Source organism: Bartonella sp. Raccoon60, from assembly GCF_002022585.1.
GTDB lineage: Bacteria > Pseudomonadota > Alphaproteobacteria > Rhizobiales > Rhizobiaceae > Bartonella > Bartonella rochalimae.
In genome coordinates this window covers 1456695-1478576 of record NZ_CP019786.1, presented here as the reverse complement: position 1 = coordinate 1478576, position 21882 = coordinate 1456695, and the positions used below count along the sequence as shown (strand labels likewise).

The 21882-nt window shown below is 34.4% G+C and carries 20 protein-coding genes; 11 read left to right on the top strand and 9 right to left on the bottom strand.

Features of this window, described 5'->3' with window-relative positions:
• Positions 1–211: 211 nt before the first annotated feature.
• The 4 genes from dnaQ to Bra60_RS06550 form a co-directional block, all read right to left on the bottom strand.
• A complete protein-coding gene (gene dnaQ / locus Bra60_RS06570; RefSeq protein WP_078698178.1) occupies positions 212–919 on the bottom strand; it encodes a DNA polymerase III subunit epsilon in 708 nt (235 codons plus the stop codon).
• 13 nt (positions 920–932) lie between these two features.
• Entirely contained in the window at positions 933–1526 is a 594-nt protein-coding gene (coaE, locus tag Bra60_RS06565; protein ID WP_078688145.1) for a dephospho-CoA kinase, read from the bottom strand.
• Between the two features lie 773 nt (positions 1527–2299).
• The gene (locus tag Bra60_RS06555; protein ID WP_078688144.1) at positions 2300–2896 is read right to left on the bottom strand and encodes a Maf family nucleotide pyrophosphatase; all 597 of its coding nucleotides are present in this window, start codon (positions 2894–2896) and stop codon (positions 2300–2302) included.
• The gene (locus tag Bra60_RS06550) at positions 2893–3723 is read right to left on the bottom strand and encodes a pyruvate, water dikinase regulatory protein (protein ID WP_078688143.1); all 831 of its coding nucleotides are present in this window, start codon (positions 3721–3723) and stop codon (positions 2893–2895) included. The genes Bra60_RS06555 and Bra60_RS06550 overlap by 4 nt, the downstream gene beginning before the upstream one ends.
• 599 nt (positions 3724–4322) lie before the next feature.
• On the opposite strand from Bra60_RS06550, the gene rho reads away from it, so the two are divergent.
• The 6 genes from rho to Bra60_RS06520 all read left to right on the top strand — a co-directional run bounded on the left by rho (position 4323) and on the right by Bra60_RS06520 (position 11316).
• Positions 4323–5588: a transcription termination factor Rho gene (rho, locus tag Bra60_RS06545; RefSeq protein ID WP_078698176.1), complete on the top strand. Its 1266-nt coding sequence runs from the start codon at positions 4323–4325 to the stop codon at positions 5586–5588.
• Positions 5589–5613: 25 nt separating this feature from the next.
• A complete protein-coding gene (mnmE, locus tag Bra60_RS06540) occupies positions 5614–6921 on the top strand; it encodes a tRNA uridine-5-carboxymethylaminomethyl(34) synthesis GTPase MnmE (RefSeq protein ID WP_078698175.1) in 1308 nt (435 codons plus the stop codon).
• A gap of 121 nt (positions 6922–7042) precedes the next feature.
• Positions 7043–8911 (top strand): tRNA uridine-5-carboxymethylaminomethyl(34) synthesis enzyme MnmG, encoded by a 1869-nt coding sequence (gene mnmG / locus Bra60_RS06535; protein ID WP_078688998.1) that lies wholly within the window; start codon positions 7043–7045, stop codon positions 8909–8911.
• The gene (gene rsmG / locus Bra60_RS06530) at positions 8911–9570 is read left to right on the top strand and encodes a 16S rRNA (guanine(527)-N(7))-methyltransferase RsmG (protein WP_078688997.1); all 660 of its coding nucleotides are present in this window, start codon (positions 8911–8913) and stop codon (positions 9568–9570) included. The genes mnmG and rsmG overlap by 1 nt, the downstream gene beginning before the upstream one ends.
• The gene (locus Bra60_RS06525) at positions 9567–10364 is read left to right on the top strand and encodes a ParA family protein (RefSeq protein ID WP_078688996.1); all 798 of its coding nucleotides are present in this window, start codon (positions 9567–9569) and stop codon (positions 10362–10364) included. Before rsmG ends, Bra60_RS06525 begins: the two co-directional genes overlap by 4 nt.
• 43 nt (positions 10365–10407) lie before the next feature.
• A complete protein-coding gene (locus Bra60_RS06520; RefSeq protein ID WP_078698174.1) occupies positions 10408–11316 on the top strand; it encodes a ParB/RepB/Spo0J family partition protein in 909 nt (302 codons plus the stop codon).
• A gap of 84 nt (positions 11317–11400) precedes the next feature.
• On the opposite strand, the gene gloB is transcribed toward Bra60_RS06520, so the two are convergent.
• The 5 genes from gloB to dapF form a co-directional block, all read right to left on the bottom strand.
• A complete protein-coding gene (gene gloB / locus Bra60_RS06515; protein ID WP_035006420.1) occupies positions 11401–12162 on the bottom strand; it encodes a hydroxyacylglutathione hydrolase in 762 nt (253 codons plus the stop codon).
• A gap of 83 nt (positions 12163–12245) precedes the next feature.
• Positions 12246–12920: a septation protein A gene (locus tag Bra60_RS06510; protein ID WP_078688994.1), complete on the bottom strand. Its 675-nt coding sequence runs from the start codon at positions 12918–12920 to the stop codon at positions 12246–12248.
• Positions 12917–14158, bottom strand: coding sequence for a signal recognition particle-docking protein FtsY (gene ftsY, locus Bra60_RS06505; protein WP_078688993.1), 1242 nt, complete (start codon positions 14156–14158; stop codon positions 12917–12919). Before ftsY ends, Bra60_RS06510 begins: the two co-directional genes overlap by 4 nt.
• Positions 14159–14172: 14 nt before the next feature.
• A complete protein-coding gene (gene mtaB, locus Bra60_RS06500) occupies positions 14173–15456 on the bottom strand; it encodes a tRNA (N(6)-L-threonylcarbamoyladenosine(37)-C(2))-methylthiotransferase MtaB (RefSeq protein ID WP_078688992.1) in 1284 nt (427 codons plus the stop codon).
• The gene (dapF, locus tag Bra60_RS06495) at positions 15456–16307 is read right to left on the bottom strand and encodes a diaminopimelate epimerase (RefSeq protein WP_078698173.1); all 852 of its coding nucleotides are present in this window, start codon (positions 16305–16307) and stop codon (positions 15456–15458) included. The genes mtaB and dapF overlap by 1 nt, the downstream gene beginning before the upstream one ends.
• A gap of 263 nt (positions 16308–16570) precedes the next feature.
• Here dapF and Bra60_RS06490 point away from each other — a divergent pair, with 263 nt between their 5' ends.
• From Bra60_RS06490 to sucD, 5 genes are all read left to right on the top strand, one after another.
• On the top strand, positions 16571–17101 hold the full coding sequence (locus Bra60_RS06490) for an AprI/Inh family metalloprotease inhibitor (RefSeq protein ID WP_078688990.1): 531 nt from the start codon (positions 16571–16573) through the stop codon (positions 17099–17101).
• A gap of 137 nt (positions 17102–17238) precedes the next feature.
• On the top strand, positions 17239–18405 hold the full coding sequence (gene zapE, locus Bra60_RS06485; RefSeq protein WP_078688989.1) for a cell division protein ZapE: 1167 nt from the start codon (positions 17239–17241) through the stop codon (positions 18403–18405).
• A gap of 282 nt (positions 18406–18687) precedes the next feature.
• Positions 18688–19650, top strand: a complete 963-nt coding sequence (gene mdh, locus Bra60_RS06480) for a malate dehydrogenase (RefSeq protein WP_078688988.1) — start codon at positions 18688–18690, stop codon at positions 19648–19650.
• Positions 19651–19735: 85 nt separating this feature from the next.
• The gene (gene sucC / locus Bra60_RS06475; RefSeq protein WP_078698172.1) at positions 19736–20932 is read left to right on the top strand and encodes an ADP-forming succinate--CoA ligase subunit beta; all 1197 of its coding nucleotides are present in this window, start codon (positions 19736–19738) and stop codon (positions 20930–20932) included.
• Positions 20933–20935: 3 nt separating this feature from the next.
• Complete coding sequence (gene sucD / locus Bra60_RS06470) at positions 20936–21847, top strand: succinate--CoA ligase subunit alpha (protein ID WP_078698171.1); 912 nt, start codon at positions 20936–20938, stop codon at positions 21845–21847.
• The last annotated feature ends 35 nt before the right edge of the window (positions 21848–21882 follow it).

Genomic DNA, 21882 nt, shown 5'->3' with positions numbered 1-21882 from the left:
GCCATTTTTTACTGTCATAGGTTCGGAATATCGTTGCATTTTGTGTTCAGTACCTAAAGCTTTTCTTTGCTGTTACAGGATATAATAGCTTTATTTTGTTCCTCCTATGATAGCTGGGGTGCGATGTAGCGATAAGGTCGTTGTGGTGTTCCCCTCCCCACAACGACCGTATTTTTTTAAGAGTTGATAAAAACCCAGAACAATTTTTATTTTAAATAATCTTGAAGTGATTCCATAAAGCTTTGTCACCTATCTTTTTGATTAAATCGGCATGTATATCTTTTTCCTGTTTACTTAATCTTTGAGGCAAGGCTTGGGAGCGTGTTTTTATCGTATAGAAAGCATTTTTGTTATCTTGAACATTCATAACATCACAACTTTCATAATTATCAAAACTAAATATTCCCTGTTTTCCACCAATTAACTCAATATACACATCAGCGAGAATCTCTGCATCAAGTAGAGCCCCGTGAAGAACACGATGACTATTATCAATTCCAAAGCGTTTACATAAAACATCAAGAGAGTTAGGCCCCATAGGAAATCTGCGCCGTGCTATAGATAATGTATCGATGACATTATCACTATTAATAAGAGGCTTATCAACTCGTTCTAATTCCGCATTAAGAAAACCGATATCAAAATTTGCGTTATGAGCAACAATTGTTGCGTCATCAATAAAATCTAAAAGCGCATCGACAATATCATCAAATTTTTTTTCATCTTTTAAGCGTTCATTCGTCAATCCATGAATAGTAACAACTTCATCAGGAATAATAACATCTTGTGGATTTAAATAAACATGAAATCGGCGTCCTGTAAGATAACGGTTGATCATTTCTATACAACCGATCTCAATTATGCGGTCACTTTCTTTATTTAATCCCGTTGTTTCAGTATCAAAAATAATTTCACGCATTGTCCTAACTCTTTTAAGAACTATCTTTTAATAGATTTTTTATCACCCGTAAAACTTGTTGACGTGTATTTTCCAAATCTTTTCCCGTATCAATAACAAAATCAGCGTATTTTCGTTTTTGTATATCGGATAATTGTTTAGCATTAATGATTGAAAATTTTTCTTCGCTCATATTTGGCCGACTCATTGCACGTGCCTTTTGTATTTCTGGTGGAGAAGACACAACAACTATATTATTAACACGACTCTCACTTTTTGTTTCAAAAAGGAGAGGAATATCAAGAACAACTAATTTTTTTTTCTGCTGACGTGCTATGTTAATAAATTCCCTTTCTTTTTCTCGTACCAAAGGATGAATTATTTTTTCTAAAATCTTTAATTTTTTACTGTTATTGACTAAAATTTCAGAAAGTTTTAGACGATTGACTTGACCATTTTCAGTAACACTAGGAAAAGCACGTTCTATAAGAGACACTGTTGGTTCACTGCTGTAAAGTTGGTGTACAACCTCATCTGCACTAAAAACAGGAATACCGGCTTGTTTAAAAAAATAAGCAGTTGTTGATTTTCCCATTGCTATTGATCCAGTCAATCCTATAATCTTCATAATTTATCTTCACCTGTGCATTCTAAGATTGCTTTTCGCAATTGTTTTGTTGCCAATGATTTCACTGCAAATCATTGTTCAAAACTAGGAACAACTTAGTATAAAAACATCCTGTCCATCGATTATTTTTATTTGCTTGCTGTAATAGAAATGTTATTAATAGAATATAAAGAGTATTTTTCACAAATGTTATTCGCTTAATTTTATAAAAATCGCAAGAAATTTTTGTTTTAATTTTCATAAATGCTTGCCATATTTATAAAATTTCCGAAGTACTCGGCTAAATTTTCTGCATGTTGTTTTATACTATTAAGTAAAAAATTCATTCAAATTTATGTTTTTGAAAGCATACAAAAGAATATTTGCAATCACTATCTGTAAAAATGAACACTGTTTCCGCAAGTCGTCTATGATAAAAGCCGTCAAATCAGCATAAAAACTATAATTACCATGATTTATAACGTAATCTTTTTCTTAAATCATAGTATATTAACAATACCAACAATTGTAATCATCTGATCTTTATAGATTACTAAATGGAAAATATTTTTCTTATATAATAAAGCATTACTTTCACAAAAATTTCTCATTTTTGCAAATAGCAAATATAAGCAAATTTTTTAATTTTCCAAATGTTACTTTTTTTGCAAGAAAATTATAGTAAGCTTATTGTTTGAGCTAAAAATCGTGGATTTTTGGCGATTTTGAATGATAAATCGAATAACTAACAATAAAAATGCACAAACATATTTTTTTTACCGTTTTTTATCAAATTAGCTATCAATAATTCCTAAATGACGTAATTTGATTAATAAAGGTAATAAAGGTAAACCAATAATAGTAAAGAAATCCCCTTCGATTTTTTCAAAAAGATGGATTCCTTCTCCTTCAATCTGATAGATTCCTGCGCTTCTTAAAACATCTTTTTTTACACACTTTAAATAATTTTCGATAAATTTTAGTGAGAGAGGACGCACTGTCATATGAGCGCTAAAAACCTCAGACCAAATTTTTTTACCATTTTGAACTAAAGCAATGGCACTATGAAGAGAATGTTTTTTTCCTGATAACATATGTAAACGTTGACGTGCTTCCTCATCATTTTTTACCTTATGAAAAATTTGACCTTCAAAATCGAAAACTTGATCACAACCAATAACGAATGCATCAGGAAAACGATCAGAAACATTTTTTGCCTTCATATTAGCAAGAAAACAACAGAGTTCTTGAGGAGTTTTTATTTTTGCTGTTTTTTCTATTTCTCTCTCATCAAAAGAAGCTCCTTCAACAGAAAAACTTAAACCAGCTCTCTTTAACAACTGAGCGCGATAAGGACTAAGAGATGCTAATATTAATATTTTTTTCATCATATTTTCTTCTCCTTTCCTTCACGAAATTGCGATAAAAGCTCAAAAACTGCTGCAGCTGTTTCTTCAATAGAACGTCTTGTAACATCAATAATAGGCCAACCAAAACGTTCACAAATACGTTTTGTGTAAATAAGTTCTTCAGCTATGCTAATGCGATCAGTGTAGCTTTCAAAAGAAAAACCATCTCCCAAATCTCTATTTTCACGAATATGTGAAATTCTCTCAGCTGAAGCAATAAAACCAACAATTAAGGCGTTCTTTGCTTCAAAAATAGTTTGAGGTAAATTAATTCCCTGAACAAGAGGAACATTAGCAGTTTTAATTCCACGATTTGCTAAGTAAATACTGGTTGGTGTTTTAGAGGTCCTTGAAATACCTATAAGAATTACATCCGCATCTAATAAACTATCTGGAGATTGCCCATCATCATGTTCTATTGTAAAATCTAAAGCTTTAATACGACGAAAATAATCTGCATTAAGTTCATGTTGTGCACTTACACGTAAATTTTTAGGTTTTCCAATATAAGATTGAAAGACATTTAAAATAGGGTCTAATATATCAACACAAGGGACAGATATTTTTGCGCAGGTTTCATCAATCAACTGTTTAATTTCTTTATCAATAATCGTGTAAAGAACAATTCCTGGTTCTTTTTCTATCTCATTAATGACTCGCTGCAACTGCATTTTACTGCGAATCATTGGATAAACATGTTCTATAACTTTTCTTATTTTATACTGCGATGCTACAGCTCTTCCAGCAGAAATTAATGTTTCTCCCGTCGCATCAGAAATCATATACAAATGAAATTTTTTTTCACCCACAGAAAATTTAATCCTTTGTTAATCAGTGTGTATAAAATTTTATAAATTTTAAAAAGCTAAAATTTAGAAATTTATTGTTATTATTATGCACAAATTTAAAAACAATAATAAATAAATTTATCTTATTGGAAAAAACAAGGATAATATCTTTAAACAGTTATTTATTATTGTTTTTTTTCTTTTTCCTTGTTGATAAAATTGAGGATAAATGAAGGATAAATAATAATCCACATTAAACACAGGTTTTAATAAGAATAATCCCTTCAAAATTTTAATTTTATTAAATTATATCTCAAAAAAAATTTAATATATTCCAAGTGATATCTAAGTGATTAGATATATCAGCTCTTAAACTCTAACGAACTTAAATAAAATTCCATATTCGTTTTATAAAAAAATAAAACAATATAATTTTCCTAAAATAGCTTATGAAAAAATACCTTCTTACAGAACAAATTTGTTTTTTCTTTAATATTCGTGATTGAGTAATGCTTGCAGTTTAAAAGAGTTGAGTATATAACGTCCTTATCTAGAAGAGTATTCTTTATCCTTTTAAAAATTCTAGAAACAGTTCCCCCATTAATCAAAGAGCATATTTTATGCAGGAAATGAAATTACAAGAGCTAAAAAGTAAAAATCCAGTTGAACTTGTTTCTTTTGCTGAAACATTGGAAGTTGAAAATGCTTCTTTAATGCGCAAACAGGAATTAATGTTTGCTATTTTAAAAAAACTTACTTTACAAAATGTAGAAATTATAGGCGAAGGTGTTGTTGAAGTTTTACAAGACGGATTTGGATTTCTTCGATCTGCTGATGCTAATTATCTTCCAGGACCAGATGATATTTACCTTTCACCAACACAGATACAAAATTTTTCATTAAAAACAGGAGATACCGTCGAGGGACCAATACGAGGACCAAAGGAAGGAGAAAGATATTTTGCCCTCCTTAAAGTTAATAAAATTAATTTTGAAGATCCTGAAAAAATTCGTTACAAAATTCATTTTGATAATCTTACTCCTCTTTATTCAAATGAGCGTTTTCAAATGGAAGTGCAAAATCCTACGGATAAAGATATGTCATCGCGAGTAATTGATTTGATATCTCCTCTAGGAAAAGGGCAAAGGGGATTGATTGTTGCACCACCACGAACAGGAAAAACAGTTTTATTACAGAATATTGCTCATTCTATTACAACAAATCATCCTGAATGTTATCTTATTGTTTTATTAATAGATGAACGTCCAGAAGAAGTTACTGATATGCAACGTTCTGTAAAAGGGGAAGTTGTTTCTTCTACTTTTGATGAACCAGCAATACGTCACGTACAAGTCGCTGAAATGGTTATTGAGAAAGCTAAAAGATTAGTTGAATATGGACGTGATGTTGTTATTCTTCTTGATTCAATTACACGTCTTGGACGCGCATATAATACTGTTGTTCCTTCATCAGGAAAGGTTTTAACAGGTGGTGTGGATGCAAATGCCTTACAACGTCCTAAGCGTTTTTTTGGTGCAGCTCGTAATATTGAAGAAGGAGGATCTTTAACTATTATAGCAACAGCTTTAATAGATACGGGAAGTCGCATGGATGAAGTTATTTTTGAAGAGTTTAAGGGGACTGGTAACTCAGAAATTGTTCTTGACCGTAAAGTTGCTGATAAGCGTACTTTTCCAGCTATGGATATTATTAAATCAGGAACACGTAAAGAAGATCTTTTAGTAGCTCGTCAAGATTTACATAAGATTTTTGTTCTTCGTCGTATATTAGCACCTATGAGTGTAACAGATGCTATTGAATTTTTAATTGATAAATTAAAACAAACAAAAAATAATAGCGAATTTTTTGATTCAATGAACACGTAAATTTTTTTGAATTAGGATTAATCCTGTGGATACAATCTTTGCTGTTTCAAGTGGATTGTTGCCTTCAGGGGTTGCAATTGTTCGCCTTTCTGGCCCTCGTGTGAAATATATTGTAAAAACACTTTGTGGTTGTTTACCTAAAGCGCGCTTAATGCATTATGGTAACCTTACTGCTCGTGACGGAAGTTTTTTAGATTCTGCCTTAACTGTTTTTTTTCCTGCTCCTCATAGTTTTACAGGAGAGGATTGTGCCGAGTTTCATTTACATGGAAGTAAAGCAGTTGTTAATCGCTTTCTTGATGAATTAACTACATTTGAAGAATGTCGTCTTGCAGAGGCAGGAGAATTTTCGCGTCGAGCATTTATTGAGGGTAAATTAGATTTAATTCAAGCAGAAAGCCTTGCTGATTTAATTCAAGCAGAAACAGAAAGTCAGCGACGTTTAGCTGTTATGGGTACGAGTGGTACTTTAACAAAACTTTATCGTGATTGGCGCCACATACTTATAACAGCACGTGCTTTAATAGAAGCAGAACTCGACTTTTCTGATGAGAATGATATTCCTAATTCAGTATCTGATAAAGTTTGGAAAGATATAAAAAAACTTTATCATTCGTTGTGTGAACATATTTCTGCAGGAGAACGTGCAAGTATTTTGCGTGATGGAATTAAAATTGTTATAGTAGGTGCTCCAAATTCTGGAAAATCGAGTATTCTTAATCGTCTTTCTGGGAGATCTGTTGCTATTGTATCAGAAGAAGAAGGAACAACACGTGATGCTTTAGAAGTTAGATTGGTATTGAGTGGTTTACTTGTTCTTTTTACAGATACGGCTGGTTTAAGGAAAACAGAAAATACGATTGAACTTTTGGGAATTGAAAAAGCAAAACAGCATATTGTGGAAGCTGACTTAGTTATTTTTGTTCATGATATGAATAATCCTCAAGAGATTAATTTACCAAAAACATCAGCTGAAATTTGGCATGTAGGTAATAAACTTGATCTTTGTGAAGGAAATAAAGCACGTTGGCCAATACAATTTTCGACATTAAATGGTTTAAATTTTGATTATTTTATAAAAGAGATAGAATTATTTTGTTTACGTCGTGCTACTGAAATTGGAGATGCTATTCCAGCAAGAAAAAGGCAGCTTCAATTATTGAAGGAAGCTGCTGAAGAAATTAATGCATCTATGAATTCTACTTCTCTTGATTTAAGTTTATGTGCAGAACATCTTCGTCGTGCAAGTCATATACTTGGGCGAATTGTAGGTGATATTGATGTTGAAGATTTACTTGACGTTATTTTTTCAGAATTTTGTGTTGGTAAATGATGATTCACGTGAAACATTCCAGTTCTTCTGTAATTATTTTATAGACAGATTAACAAGATTATGTATTTTATAAGTTTTGTTTATATAAAATTTAAAATCAATTCTGTATGGAATGAATTAAATGCAATCATATGATGTCATTGTTATAGGAGGTGGACACGCTGGTTGTGAAGCAGCTTCGGCTTCAGCGCGTGTTGGAGCTCAAACAGCACTTATTACATATCAAATATCAACAATTGGAACAATGTCATGCAATCCCGCTATTGGCGGACTTGGAAAAGGGCATTTGGTTCGTGAAATAGATGCTTTAGACGGTTTAATGGGGCAAGCAGCAGATGCTGCTGGAATTCAATTTAGACTTCTTAATAGAAAAAAAGGACCAGCAGTAAGAGGTCCACGGACACAAGCAGATAGACAATTATATAAAAATAAAATTCAACAACTTTTGCAGGAACAAGATAATTTAATTCTCATTGAAGATGAAGTTATTGATCTAATTGTTAAAGATAATCGCGTATCAGGTGTTGTTTTAAAAAAACAAGGAAGTATTTTTTCGAATGCCGTTGTTTTAACAACAGGTACATTTTTGCGTGGATTAGTCCATATTGGCAATAAAACATGGCCTGCCGGTCGTATGGGCGAAAAATCAAGTATACAACTCGCCGAACGCTTAAAGAATTATAGTATAAATCTTGGACGATTAAAAACAGGAACACCTGCTCGGCTTAATAAAAAAACAATTTTTTGGAATAAACTTTCTAAACAACAGGCTGATGAAGACCCTGTTCCATTTTCTTTTTTGACAGAAAAAATTGAACAACCTCAAATTGAATGCGCCATAACACGAACAAATGAAAAAACACATCAAATTATTCGTGAAAATATTCATAAATCAGCTTTATATTCTGGAGCCATTGAAGGATTAGGACCGCGATATTGTCCTTCAATTGAAGATAAAATTATCAAATTTGGTGATCGTGATGGACATCAAATTTTTCTAGAGCCAGAAGAATTAGAGAATAATACGATTTATCCAAATGGTCTTTCCACATCTCTTCCTGAAGAGATACAACTCTCTTTTTTGAGAACAATTGAAGGTTTGGAAAATGTTGAGATTTTGCAACCTGGTTACGCAATCGAATATGATTTTGTTGATCCTAGACAACTGTTCAAAACTTTAGAATTACGATCTTTGCCAGGTTTATTCTTAGCAGGACAGATAAATGGTACAACAGGCTATGAAGAAGCTGCAGCTCAAGGTCTTTTAGCTGGATTAAATGCCGCTCGTAAGGTTGGTGGTTTGGAAGAAATTATTTTAAGTCGTTCTACAGCTTATATTGGTGTTATGGTAGATGATTTAATTTTACGTGGGGTTTGTGAACCTTATCGAATGTTTACATCGCGAGCTGAATTTCGCTTATCACTTCGAGCTGATAATGCAGATACCCGCTTAACACCTTTAGCCCAAGAATGGGGTATTGTGAGTCAGACTCGTTGGAGTTGCTATCAACAAAAACAACACCATCTTGATCAAGCACGTTTAATGTGTCAAAAACTTTTTTTAACGCCTAATGAAGCATTTGTTCATGGCTTGCAAATAAATCGTGATGGAGTTAGACGTTCTGCTTATGATCTTTTAGCTTACCCTCATATGAATGTAGCACGTCTTGCACATTTTTGGCCACAATTGCATTCAATCGATGCCAAAATAGTTGAAGCTTTGGAAATTGAAGCTCAGTATGCGGTCTATTTAGAAAGACAAACACAAGATATTATAGCTCTTCAACGCGATGAGCATTTAGAAATACCTTCTTCTCTTAATTTTCAAGAAATTTCTGGTCTTTCGAATGAGTTAAAAACAAAAATTCAACAAATATCGCCGCGTTCAATTGCTGATGCACAAAAAATTGATGGTATGACACCAGCAGCATTATCTCTAATCCTTACATATATTCAACGTCAACGACGTGAAAAAGTGAAATTAGCTTAATGGTTATTTCTACAGAACAAAAATATCAAGATATTTTAGAAATAATACCCTCTGTTTCACGTGAAACGATGAAGCATTTAATAGAATTTGAATCTCTCGTAATTCAATGGAATATACATATTAATTTGATTTCTGCCACAACAATACCAGTTTTATGGAAACGTCATATTTTAGATTCTGCACAAATTTATCCTTTGAAAAGTCAATTTCTACACTGGTGTGATCTTGGATCAGGAGGAGGTTTTCCCGCCATTGTTCTTGCTATTTTTCTCAAAGAGAAAAAAGGTGGGCATATTGATTTAGTAGAAAGCAATGGGAAAAAAGCAGCTTTTTTACAAAATGTTATAGCAAAACTTAATCTTCCAGCAACAGTTCATCATTGTAGAATCGAAGATGTCTATAAAAAAATAAAAACACCGGATATTTTAACAGCAAGAGGTTTAGCTTCATTAGACACTCTTTTACATCTTATGTCACCTTGGTTAACACAAAAAACAGTTGCTCTTTTGCAAAAAGGTAGAGATTACGTTAAAGAAATGAAAAATGCTACTGCCAATTGGCGCTTTGATCTGCTAAAACATGAAAGTAAAATTGATACAAATTCTGTTATCTTAGAAATTTCTCATGTTCGATCATGTAAAAAGGGTAAAGCAAAATGAGCGAAACACGAATTATCGCTATTGCAAACCAAAAAGGTGGGGTAGGTAAAACAACAACGACAATTAATCTTGCAACAGCTTTGGCTGCTATTGGTAAAAACATTCTTATTATGGATATTGATCCACAAGGAAATGCAAGTACAGGATTGGGAATTGATCGGAATAGTCGTCCTTTATCATCTTATGATGTTTTGGTTTCTGGAATCTCAGTTGCAGATGCTGCTTTAGAAACAGCGGTGCCTAATCTCCATATTGTTCCATCTACACTTGATTTATTAGGCATTGAAATGGAAATTGCTTCTTCACAAGATCGTATTCAAAGATTGCGTAAGGCTCTTTGTTATGATTCCAAAATAGCCAAAAAATTTAATTATATTTTGATTGATTGTCCTCCTTCTCTCAATCTTTTGACATTAAATGCTATGGGGGCTGCAAACTCTGTTCTCGTTCCAATGCAGTGTGAATTTTTAGCTCTTGAAGGCTTAAGCCAATTACTTGAAACTGTGAAACAAGTAAGGTCTATTTTAAACACATCTTTAGAAATTCAGGGTATTGTTTTAACAATGTATGATGGGCGAAATAATCTTTCAAATCAAGTTGTCGAGGATGTTCGCTCTTTTATGGGAGAAAAAGTTTATCGTACTGTTATTCCTCGTAATGTACGTGTTTCTGAAGCTCCTTCTTTTGGAAAACCAGTACTGCTTTATGACCTCAAATGTGCTGGTAGCCAAGCCTATCTGCGGTTGGCGTCGGAAGTTATTCAACGTGAAAAACAAGCGCAAGCTGCAGCTTAGAAAGTGTAAAGAAATAATTGTAAAAAATTTAAAGAGAAAAATTATGAGTGATGATCAATCAAAAAAAAGACTGGGACGCGGGCTAGCAGCATTGATTGGGGAGATCAACTTAAACGGTAATCCTGCGTATTCGGCGAGTTTTGATAAGTTCACGTCGAAACCGAGTGTTGCTCCTATAGCTTCTGAAAAGTTTGTTCCTATTGAATTTATTTCCCGTAATCCAAATAATCCAAGACGTCAGTTTACTGATTCGGAACTTGATGACTTAGTACAATCAATTCGTCAACATGGTATTGTTCAACCTATTATTGTTAGACCTTCACGTACTCACCCTAATCAATTTCAATTAATTGCTGGTGAACGGAGATGGCGAGCTGCACAACGAGCCAATTTAAATCAAGTACCAGTTATTATTCGCGATGTAGATGATAAGACTGCTTTGGAATTAGCAATTATCGAAAATGTTCAACGAACTGACCTTAATCCTATTGAAGAAGGGGTAGGATATGAGCTTTTATTAAATGAACACGGATATACTCAAGCAGATTTAGCAGAAATCATTGGAAAAAGTCGTAGCCATGTCACAAACACTCTCCGCTTGTTGAAACTCCCACAAAAAGTGCAACAATTTTTGATAGATGGTCATATTTCAGCGGGTCATGCACGCTGCCTTATTACAGTTGAAAATCCACAAGAGTTAGCAGAAAAGATTATCCATGAAGGACTCTCTGTACGCCAGACAGAAATACTTGCACAAGAATATGGAAATTCTAAGATTAAAAAACAGACTTTAGTAAGAAAAGATATGGAAACACAATCTTTAGAAAAATTGCTTACTGATGTGATTGGAATGAAGGTCATCATTAGACATGGTAAAAAAGGTGGTAATTTGAAGATTCATTACTCATCATTAGAACAATTAGATGATATTTGTCGGCGTTTACAAAACTAATTTAAAGATATAAATCCAATTGATATATTTAAAATTGAATCTCAAATTTTTCTATTTTAAAAAAGGACATTATCGTAAATAAAGTTAAAAATGATCTTTTCTTTTACGGATTTCAGCAAAAACTTCTTCATCTGTTGCTTTTTCCATTGCGAGGTTTTTTCGTAAAATAGGATCATCCCAACGAAGAAAAGGATTTGTTTCTTTTTCTTTTCCTAAAGTTGTTGGCAAGGTCATAGCGTTTTGGGCACGTAACGAAAAAACTTCTTCTGCTCTTTGATGAAGTTTTCTATTTTGTGGATCAATCGTCAATGCAAAAAGAGCATTTTTTTCGGTATATTCATGTCCACAATAAAGGATTGTTTCATCAGGAAGTTGACGGAGTTTTTTTAAAGATGTTAACATTTTTAAAGGAGTTCCTTCAAAAAGACGTCCACAACCGAGTGAAAAAAGTGTATCTCCAGCAAAGAGTAATTTAGCTTGAGGAAAATAATAGGATAGTGCTCCTAATGTATGGCCAGGTGTTGAGAGGGCCATAAGAGTTTGTGTACCAAAACAAAATGTTTCATCAGGTTGTAGTGTATGATCAAGAGGAGTAATTTTTTTGCTTTCTGCTGCTGGTCCAATAATCATAGCATTATAAGCTTGTTTTAATTCTGCCAGTGCTTCTACATGATCATAATGATGATGAGTGACAAAAATAAATTGAAGAGTCCAGTTACGCTTCTTCAACATATTATAAATTGCTTTGCCTTCAGGCGCATCAATTGCAGCAGTACACCCACTTTTTTCATCGTGAATGAGAATGCCAAAATTATCTTCTCGACAGATAAATTGCTCAATTAACATCTATCTTCTCTACGGTATAATGTTAAATTTATGAAGCAATTCATAGTGATAAATTCTCGATGCGCGATGTAAGAATAGGATTATTAATCTTCTTTTATTAAATTTTTTGAATGTTTTATGATAAGAGGCATTTGTGTCAGCATAAAGAGAAATGTTAGAGGCATAACGCCAAAGACTTTAAAATTGGTCCAAAAATTATCACTAAAATTTCGCCAGATGATTTCATTTAGAACAGCAAGAAAAATAAAAAAATATGCCCAATTATAGGTGAGTTTGTTCCATCCAGACTCGTCAATTTTCAGACCAGAATCAAAAACATAACGCAAAAGGGGTTTTTTAAAGAATAAACCACCAAATAAAATAAAAGAAAATAGGCCATTAATGATTGTAGGTTTCATCTTAATAAAAGTATCATCGTGAAGCCAAAGAGTTAGAAAACCAAAAACAAGGATGAATATTCCTGAAATAAGTGGGATTATAGGAATTACACGTGTAAGAAACCACGATAAGCTTAAGGCAAGAGTAATTGCTATCATAAAAAGAGCTGTTGCGGGAAAGATAGGTTTATCAAAGTCTTTAAAAAGCGCGATGTTCTTTATCAACCACTCACCTTTATAATTAGCAAGGAAAAAAACAACTAACGGACCCATTTCTAAAAGAAATTTAAGAATTGGCAAAGACGGTTTTTTTTGCATATTATTGTTTTTTTTCAAATTAGAGTCATTATCTGCATTTGGTTTGAAAAGAGAAAACTTCATGTGTATTTTCCTATAATAGCTTCAGCAAAATCAGAGGCAGAAAAAGGTTCAAGATCTTCAACATTTTCGCCTACACCAATAAAATGAACGGGAATTTTATGTTTAGATGCAATGGCAACAAGAATTCCTCCGCGCGCAGTACCATCAAGTTTTGTCATAACTAAACCATTTACACCAGCTATATCACGAAAAACATTCACTTGGTTGAGAGCATTTTGCCCAGTGCTCGCGTCAAGTGTTTGAAGAACAGTATGAGGTGCTTGAGGATTATGTTTACCCAAAACACGAATAATTTTTGCTAATTCATCCATTAATTCAATTTTATTTTGTAAACGTCCCGCTGTGTCAATAAGCAAAACATCATAGTTTTCTTTTTTAGCTTTTTCATAAGCATCAAAAGCTAAGCTTGCAGCATCAGCACCAAGTTTTGTTGAAAAAACAGGAGCTTTAGCACGTTCCCCCCAAATATGTAATTGTTCAACAGCTGCAGCGCGAAACGTGTCTCCAGCAACAAGCATAACTTCTAGACCTCCCATAGTTAGTTTAGCCGCTAATTTTCCAATGGTTGTGGTTTTTCCGGTTCCATTTACACCGACGAGTAAGATAACATGGGGTTTGTGATTAAGATCAATTTCTAATGGAAATGCAATTGGCTCAAGTACCTTTTTGATTTCGTTAGTTACAATAGTATAAATATCTTTTGGTGACAAATTTTTTTCATAATAACGCGTTGATAAGATATCAATAATGCGTGTGGTTGTTTCTATACCGAGATCTGCTTGAATGAGAATATCTTCTAATTCTTGTAATGTGTTTTCATCGAGTTTTTTCTTGACAAAAAGCGTACCAATTGAATCACTTAATTGTTGTGAAGAACGAGATAATCCTTTTTTTAGGCGCTCAAACCATGCTGCTTTTTTTTGTTCAACGGTTAAGGCGGATAAAGGCTTTTCATTTTTTTCTATAATTGTATCAGTAACAATCACTTTACGAGAAGATTTTTCAGGAAGAGCAATTTTTTCACTAGATTCGATAAGTGTTGTCTTTTGTATTTTCTTTTGCTCGCATTCTTCTTTTTGTGCATCTATGGAAGAATATTTGCTGTTTATCTTTTCACTTTTATATTCATTTTGCTCTTCTTCACTGATTTCATGGGAGATAAGAGGCTGCTCTTTTTTTATTATTTTTTCTTTAGATGTATTAAAAGAGAGTATTTTTTTGATAAAAGACTTTTTCATGAGGGCTTTCCTGCTTAGGCTGCATTCGATTCAGGAAGTGTGGCAATTAATTTATTTCCATCGTGATCAACAATGAGAGCTTTAACGATTGCTCCAGCTTTAACATCTTTAATTTGTGTAAGTGTATAATCTTCTGTTCGTCCAATTCCATCTCTTTCGACAAGAATTGTTTGTTGGCTATTTTTTAAATAAATAAGATGTTTTTGGTAAGCTTTTTCCCCTTCTTTACGCAATTTTTCAGCGCGAATTTTAATTATTTCACGACTAATTTGTGGCATACGCGCAGCTGGTGTTCCTTCTCTTGGGCTGAAGGGAAAAACATGGAGATGTGTCAAACCACATTCATGAATTAAAGCTAGACTATTTTGAAACATTTCTTCTGTTTCCGTAGGAAAGCCAGCAATTAGATCAGCACCATAAACTATTGTAGGGCGTTTAGCTCGTAAATCTTGGCAAAACTGAATTGCATTTTCACGCAAGTGTCGTCGTTTCATCCTTTTTAAAATCATATTATCACCTGCTTGTAAGGATAAATGCAAGTGTGGCATGATTCTTTTTTCATATGCTAAAAGATTAATCAACTCTTGATCTGCTTCGATAGAATCAATGGATGAAAGACGCAATCGTGGCAAATCAGGAACATGGTGTAAAATAGTTGAAACTAATTTTCCTAAAGTGATTTTTCCAGGTAAGTCAGGACCATAACTTGTGAGATCAACACCTGTTAAAACAATCTCTTGAATACCATTGCCTACAAGTTGTTTAATTTGTTCAATAATGATGCCCATAGGGACTGAACGTGATCGTCCGCGGCTATAAGGAATGATGCAAAATGTACAACGATGATCGCATCCATTTTGTACTTGGACAAAAGCACGTGTGCGTCCTTCTAATGCATTAATCATATGTGGCGCAATTTTATGAACTTCCATAATATCATTAACACGCAGTTTTTCATCATGATTAATGCCGAAATCAGGAAGTTGACGGTAGGAATGAGCATGGAGTTTTTCTTCATTGCCTAAAATGAGGTCGACTTCTTTCATCAGAGAAAAATTTTTTGCTTCTGTTTGTGCTGCACATCCCGTGACGATAATACGCGCATGAGGATTTTTGCGCTTCGCTTTTCGAATTGCTTGTTTTGCTTGTCGTACAGCTTCAGCGGTGACGGCACAGGTATTAAAAATAATAGCACCATCTTTAAGTTCATTAAGACCAGCAGAAGTACTTTCTTTGCGTATGATTTCTGATTCATAACTATTGAGCCGACAACCAAAAGTCACAATTTCTATTGTCATTAAAAAGAATCCTTTTTGTAGTCTCCTGTTAAAGGGTTTAAAAGACCGCTAAATTCATATTCTACAGGACCAGTCATAATGACGTGATCATCTTCTTGGTAAAGAATAGAAAGATTTCCTCCCAGTAAATTAACATCAATACAACGTTCTGTTAATCCGCGGCGGTAAGCTGTTACTGCACTGGCGCAAGCTGCACTGCCACAGGCTTTTGTTAAACCTGCTCCACGTTCCCATGTTCGTAAAATTAAACTGTTTCGTGATGTTACAGAAGCAATGGAGATATTACACCGTTCCGGAAAAAGTGGGTCATTTTCAAGTTTCGGTCCATATTTTTCTAAAGGAATATGCTCAATATTATTTTCAACAAAAAAAATAGCATGAAGATTTCCAATAGAAACAAGAGAAGCATCTTTTAAAGGTCCGGCTGTTATTTCTACGTGATTGGTATTAGCGACTTCACGAGCAATAGGCATATTTTTTGCATCAAAATTTGGGCGTCCCATATTAACAGAGATTAGACCATTAGCTTGACGTTTCCCTTCAACAATACCAGCAGGTGTTTCTAATTGAAAGCTTTCACCAAGATTATGTTTCGTCAGCCATTCGATAACGCAACGCGTACCATTACCACAAGCTTGTGCTTTTGAACCATCCGAATTCCATATCTCAATGCGAAAATTAATTTCATTTTTAATTGAGGGGTGAATCGTCATAAGTTGATCAAAATATGTTTGTGGATTTTTAGCTAGAGCAAGAATTGCTTGCTGTGTAATATTATGTGTGCTTTCACGCATATCAGCAACAATAATTTTGTTTCCAAGACCGTTCATTTTGCTGAATGGTGTTTCCATAAGATTTCTCTATTTTTTGTGCAATAGTAAGTCTAGCAAAGAATATAATGACTGAAAATTTTACAAATTACCAGCATTGACAGAAATAAAATGAAAGGACGTGAATGTTTTTCTTCAAAATGAATAATTTTTGTTATGATCACATGTTTTTTATTAGGTTTTTCTTATTTATTAATTTATTTTTGTAAAATAGCGTATTTTCATAAAATACGCTCGCTTGTTTTTTAAGTAAGTTTATTATTGTCATGAGAAAGAGTGAAGATATGACATTCCCAAAAATCCCATTTTTCATTGTACTATTTATTATAGCGATCTTAAGTGGTTGTGCAAGTTCGCAGTTTGGTAACAGTGATGGAAACAACATAGCAGAAGTTTTTTATCCTGTTCAGCAACTGTTAGAGCCTGAAACATCTGATACATTAAATTCTGAAGTGTTAACTTCCTCAAATTATGAAAAGGAATATGCTCAAGATGACACACAGTTAACTCGCTTTGAAGTACCAGACAATGCAGTTGATTTGTTTCCTACAAATATTGTTGGCGTATGGAATCTCTCTATTGGTAATAAGTCTTGTCGAATTGCAACTCCACAAACAAAGTTTGGTTCAGGATATCGAGCTGGTCCTTTAAATTGTCCAAGAATATTTGCTAAAGTGAATTCGTGGGCTGTTAAAGAAAAGAAATTATATTTTTATGACCGATCTGGAAGTGTTGTCGCGGTTCTTTATTCTTTTGGGAAAGATTATTTGGAAGGACGGACGTTGGATAATCAACCCGTTGTTTTAGACCGTTAAATCATTTTAAACTCCTTATAAAAAGGCAAATATTACGTGCACGAATTTGCATTATTTAATCACAAAATGATGCAAAAAAGCATTTATGTCTATGAAATTTACATTTGTTCAGAATGATTTGAAAAAAGGATTTTTGGATGGTTTTAGTTTCAGCGCGCTATGAAGAGCTTGTTTCCAAAGGAGACATTAGTTTCGATTCAGCTCAACGGGATTTAACAAAACATTTTGATTATTTATTACAAGAAATTTCAGCACAAAAGATTTCTCGACCTTGGACGTTTTGGCGTTTTTTTAAGAAACAAACGCATTCTCATGCTTCAAACCGATGTGGTACTGATAATTTCGTTCAGGGATTGTACATTTATGGCGAGGTTGGGCGTGGCAAGACTATGCTCATGGATTTGTTTTTCTCTTGTTTGCCAGAAGGGAATAAAAAACGTGCTCATTTTAACGATTTTATGGCTGATGTACATGAGCGTATTGATGCACATCGGCAAGCGTTTAAACATGCAAAATCCAAACAAAATGATCCTATTTTAGCAGTTGCAGAAGATTTGGCACGAGAAGCACATGTGCTTTGTTTTGATGAATTTACGGTGACAGATATTGCGGATGCAATGGTTCTTGGTCGTCTTATTACTGCATTATTTAATCAAGGCGTTATTTTTGTTGCTACGTCAAATGTCGCTCCTGATAATCTTTATTACAATGGTTTGAATCGAGAGCTTTTTATGCCTTTTATTCAAATTTTAAAAAAACATGTATGTGTTATTAATCTCGATGCAAAGACGGATTATCGTCTTGAAAAATCAAATCCACAACATGTGTATATCACCCCATTGGGACAAGCAGCAGATGAAAATATGGATCAAGCATGGACATTCGTTTTACGAGGTCAAAAGGAAACATCAGATGATTTATCTGTAAAGGGACGTTCTATTCATATTCCACGTTTTAGAGATGGATGTGCACGCTTTGATTATCGAGATCTTTGCATAAAGCCTTTAGCTGCAGCAGATTATTTGGCGTTAGCAGAGCATTTTCATACGATTTTTATTGATCATGTTCCTGTTATGGATGATGCACATCGCAATGAAACTAAACGATTTATTTTGCTTATTGATGTTCTTTATGAACGTAACATAAGACTCTTTATGTCGGCAGAAGCAGAGCTTGGGCAATTATATAAAGGACGGGCGCAGACAATAGAAACATTTGAGTTTCAAAGAACGCAGTCGCGCCTTTTTGAAATGCAAAGCCAAGATTATCTCAATATTTGGGCAGAACAATTGTTAAAGAAATAAGCGAATCTTTACTTTACCTTTACGTAAACTGCTTCAATAATAACTTATTGAATTGACAAATGTTGTAATAATTCTGTTGTATTTTTTTAAATTCATTTTATCGATACAATTGTAATTGGTTGCTTTAATATTTTAGGAAGCAGTTTTTAGTCGTAAAAAGAAAGTTTGATGAATTTTGATCATCTTATGTCTAAGTGGTCTTGTTAAAAAGAGGATTAGATTAAGGGAAAATATTTAATCTGTTAGCGCGGGGGATTTTGCGCTTAGTAAAAGGAAATAAAAATGGCACGAAAGAAGATAGCTTTAATCGGTTCAGGTATGATTGGTGGTACTTTAGCGCATTTAATAGGACTTAAGGAACTTGGAAATGTTGTTTTGTTTGATATTGCAGAGGGAATACCGCAGGGTAAAGCTTTGGATATTGCAGAATCATCACCAGTTGAAAACTTTAATGTCAATTTAGCAGGAACGAATACTTATGAAGCTATTGCAGATGCTGATGTTGTTATCGTAACGGCAGGTATTGCACGTAAACCTGGTATGAGTCGTGATGATCTTTTAGCTACTAATTTAAAAGTTATGGAACAAGTTGGCACGGGAATTAAGAAATATGCGCCTTCAGCATTTGTAATTTGTGTTACCAATCCTCTCGATGTAATGGTGTGGGCATTGCAAAAGTTTTCTGGTCTTCCAACGCAAAAAGTCATTGGTATGGCTGGTGTTCTTGATTCAGCACGTTTTCGTTATTTCTTATCTGAGGAATTTAAAGTTTCTGTTAAAGATGTGACAGCATTTGTTTTGGGAGGTCATGGTGATTCGATGGTCCCCCTGATCCGTTATTCCACTGTTGCTGGTATTTCTTTGCCTGATCTTGTAAAGATGGGCTGGACAACGCAGGAGAAACTTGATCAAATTATCCAACGTACAAGGAATGGAGGGGCAGAAGTTGTGAATTTGTTAAAAACAGGCTCTGCTTTTTATGCGCCGGCCTCTTCTGCTGCTGCAATGGCCGAGGCTTATTTAAAAGATACTAAGCGCGTTCTTCCTGTTGCTGCTTATCTTTCAGGTGAATATGGAGTTAGGGATACGTATGTTGGTGTTCCTGTTGTTATTGGTGCTGGTGGTGTTGAACGAGTCATTGAAATTGATTTGAATGACACTGAAAAATCTGCTTTTGAAAAATCAGTAAATGCAGTGCACGAGCTTTGTAAAACATGTGCTGCTATCGCACCTAATCTCGGATGATTCAAAATAGTTTTGTTAGGTAAATAAGGTACCTTAAGTGTTTTGAGAATCAATTTAGTGTTTCATAGAAGAAAAGGACAAATATATGAATATCCATGAATATCAGGCCAAACGTCTGCTTCATGAATATGGTGCGCCAATAGCGAATGGTGTTGCTATTTATTCTGTAGAACAAGCTGAAAAATGGGTGAAAAAATTACCAGGACCGCTTTATGTGGTTAAAAGTCAAATTCATGCTGGAGGACGTGGAAAAGGGAAGTTTAAAGAACTTAGCTCTGATTCAAAAGGTGGTGTTCGACTTGCAAAATCAGTTGAAGAAGTTATTACGAATGTAAAAGAAATGCTTGGTAAAACTTTGATAACTAAGCAAACGGGTCCGGAAGGTAAACAGGTTAATCGTCTTTATATTGAAGATGGAGCTGATATTGAGCGGGAGCTGTATCTTTCACTTTTAGTTGATCGTACAATTGGTCAAGTTTCTTTCGTTGTGTCGACGGAAGGAGGAATGGACATTGAAACGGTTGCTGAAGAGACACCGGAAAAAATATTTACTCTTCCTATTGATCCTACAAAGGGCGTTACTCCTTCTGATTGCACGAAACTTTGTGACTCGTTAAAATTATGCGATAGTGCACGTGAAGATGGTGAAAGGTTGTTTCCAATACTCTATAAGGCTTTTTGTGAAAAAGATATGAGCCTTCTTGAAATCAATCCGCTGATTGTAATGGATAATGGCCGTTTACGTGTCCTTGATGCAAAAGTTTCTTTCGATAATAATGCGTTATATCGTCATCCAGATATTTTGGAATTACGCGATCTTTCAGAAGAAGATTCAAAAGAAATTGAAGCATCAAAGCATGATCTTGCTTATGTTGCTCTTGATGGGACGATTGGTTGTATGGTGAATGGCGCTGGTCTTGCTATGTCAACAATGGATATCATCAAACTCTATGGGGCTGAACCAGCAAATTTTCTTGATGTTGGTGGTGGTGCTTCAAAAGAAAAAGTAACTGCTGCTTTTAAAATTATTACAGCTGATCCGAATGTCAAAGGCATTTTAGTCAATATTTTTGGTGGGATTATGCGTTGCGATGTTATCGCTGAAGGTGTGATTGCTGCTGTTAAGGAAGTTGGTTTAAAAGTTCCTTTAGTTGTTCGTCTTGAAGGTACTAATGTTGAACAGGGTAAGGCAATTATCAGTGAAAGTGGTTTAAATGTTATTTCTGCTGATGACTTAGATGATGCTGCTCAAAAAATTGTTGCAGCAGTGAAGGGAGCTTAAACCATGTCAATTCTTATTAATAAGGATACAAAAGTTCTTGTTCAAGGGCTTACGGGGAAAACGGGGACATTTCATACAGAACAAGCACTTGCTTACCATGGTACGCAAATGGTTGGCGGTATTAATCCCAAAAAAGGCGGAGAAACATGGAAGGGATCAAAGGGTGAAACTCTTCCTATTTTTGCCAGTGTTGTGGAAGGTAAAGAAAAGACTGGGGCTGATGCTTCTGTTATTTATGTTCCTCCTGCGGGGGCTGCTGATGCTATTATAGAAGCTATTGAAGCTGAAATCGGTTTAATTGTCTGTATTACAGAAGGTATACCGGTTATGGATATGGTTAAGGTTAAGGCTAAATTAGAGCAATCAAAGTCGCGTTTAATTGGTCCTAATTGTCCGGGTATTCTCACTCCTGATGAATGTAAAATTGGTATTATGCCAGGTTCTATTTTCAGAAAAGGTTCTGTTGGAGTTGTGTCAAGATCGGGAACTCTAACGTATGAAGCGGTTTTTCAAACGAGTCATGAAGGACTTGGGCAGACAACAGCTATTGGTATTGGGGGAGATCCCGTTAAGGGGACTGAATTTATTGATGTGTTGGAAATGTTTTTAGCTGATAATGAAACCGAATCTATTGTTATGATTGGTGAAATTGGTGGTTCTGCTGAAGAAGAAGCAGCACAGTTTCTAAAGGATGAAGCAAAAAAAGGTCGTAAAAAACCAATGGTTGGTTTTATTGCTGGTCGTACAGCTCCTCCGGGACGGACAATGGGACATGCTGGTGCAGTGATTTCTGGTGGTAAAGGTGGGGCAGAAGATAAAATTGCGGCAATGGAAGCAGCTGGAATTCGAGTTTCTCCTTCACCATCACAAATAGGCAAGACTTTAGTTGAAGTGTTAAAAGAAGAATTTATCTGAGTGGATGTCATCCATTCAGATAAAATATGGGTATA